We start from the raw sequence: 1,546 nt of genomic DNA on the forward strand, positions 1-1,546 counted from the left end.
CCATCAGGCCCGGGGGCGGGTGAGGGCGGGCTCACACTTCGTCTGCCTGGTAGCCGATCTCGGCCTCATCCTCGGCAAAACGACGCGTTCGGCGGTAGTCCTGCAGGGTGATGACGTTGTCCTCCACCTGGATGCGCGCCTGTTCCTTGGAGCCATCGATGGCGAACAGCACGCTGGCACCGTCCTGGCCGAGCTGGCCGCGCGAGACCGGATGGTTGTCGAGGAACGCCTGTGCGCTGCGCAGTTGCCGACGCGCGGCCTCGCGCCATCGTTCGCCATCCAGCTGCAGCCCATCGCCATCGCCCAGGAACATCGCGACCTGCTGCGCGGCCAGCGAAATGCGGGCGTAGCCGATGTGGCGGTTTGCCGCCAGTGTTTCGGCAATGGCGGCGCGCACCTGCTCGGGGGATGGAAGATGCGAAAGCTGGGGCCCGTCCAGGTAGCCGAACAGCATCGGCAGCAGGGTCTGCAATGCGTGCGTGGCGCGTTCCAGGCGCAGGTCGCTGTTGCCTCCCGGCCGATAAGCACGCAGGTAGAAGCGGAAATAGTCGGCGAATTCGATCGGCCTGCGTGCGTGCTGCAAGGCGAAACGGGCCGCTTCGGCCTGGGCCTCGCTGGGCGGGTTAAGGCCGCCCTGCTCCTGGGCCAGCTGGTACAGCGCCAGCGATTCACGGAAGTCGAGCTGCTGCAGCAGCGGCGCGTCGCCGGCGCCAACGGCCGCGAGGAAGGGCCGGTATGCGCCCAGTTCCTTGTTGCTCAGCAGGCCGTGCCGGACCAGCACGCTCTGCACTTCATTCGACAGCAGGTTGCTGGGCGGGCTCGATTCCAGCTGGCGCAAGGCTTCAAGTTCGTCGGTGTGAAGGCTGAGCAGCTTGACCGGGCTCACCTGCAGGCCGGCATTGGGAAGCCAGGCCATGCGTGAACCATGCAGGCCCTGCTGCACGCCTTCGAGCATCGCGCCTTCGTCTGCAAAGGCGTATCGATGCTCGTGTGAATCGATGGCCCACTGCAGCCAATAGTGGCCGCCATCGACGAACGGCAGCACGCGCTTGGTTCGCGAACTGAGCTGGCCGGGATGGGGAACGGGGCGACCGTCGATGAAAACGCTCATGCGTGGCTCTCCTGGCGGCCTCACTGGGCCGGAAAATCCTTGAGGACGGTCGCAGCGGCGCTGCCGACGCGGGTGAAGTCGTCGGTGGCCCCCTGCATCATGGTCTGCGCCTGCGTGAGCACCCTCGCATATTTTTCGTCTCCCGTCGCCAGGTACTGGGCCATGGCCACGCCGGCGGCGGTGGTTGCGATGGTGGAAACGTTGCGCAGCGCGTCGGCGGCGTCCTGCACGGCAATCGCCGCGGACTGGGCCACCGACTGGTAGGCCTTGCCGGCGCCACTGGTCTTCACCACGGTCGTGGCCATGGTGGCCGTCTGCACCTGGTTGATCACATCGATGACCTGGGCGTTGACATTGCTCGGGTCCATACGGGCTCCTTGATGGGCGGGGGCGGCCGGAATACAGCCGCGGCACGGTCACGGCGTGGCGTCGGTG

2 protein-coding genes are annotated in these 1,546 nt (G+C 66.9%); both read right to left on the reverse strand.

From position 1 onward, the window contains the following. Window positions 1–31: 31 nt before the first annotated feature. Window positions 32–1,111: a hypothetical protein gene (locus tag O0J73_RS22335; protein WP_308309672.1), complete on the reverse strand. Its 1,080-nt coding sequence runs from the start codon at window positions 1,109–1,111 to the stop codon at window positions 32–34. A gap of 20 nt (window positions 1,112–1,131) precedes the next feature. Next, window positions 1,132–1,479 carry a hypothetical protein gene (locus O0J73_RS22340; protein ID WP_006479484.1) on the reverse strand — a complete coding sequence of 116 codons (348 nt, stop codon included), beginning with the start codon at window positions 1,477–1,479 and terminating at the stop codon, window positions 1,132–1,134. Window positions 1,480–1,546 lie beyond the last annotated feature (67 nt).

The organism is Stenotrophomonas sp. Sm6012 (genome assembly GCF_030985895.1).
GTDB lineage: Bacteria > Pseudomonadota > Gammaproteobacteria > Xanthomonadales > Xanthomonadaceae > Stenotrophomonas > Stenotrophomonas forensis.

Coding starts and splice junctions, on each gene's coding strand:
- O0J73_RS22335 (WP_308309672.1), bottom strand. CDS start 1,111: ATGAGCGTTTTCATCGACGGTCGCCCCGTTCCCCATCCCGGCCAGCTC.
- O0J73_RS22340 (WP_006479484.1), bottom strand. CDS start 1,479: ATGGACCCGAGCAATGTCAACGCCCAGGTCATCGATGTGATCAACCAG.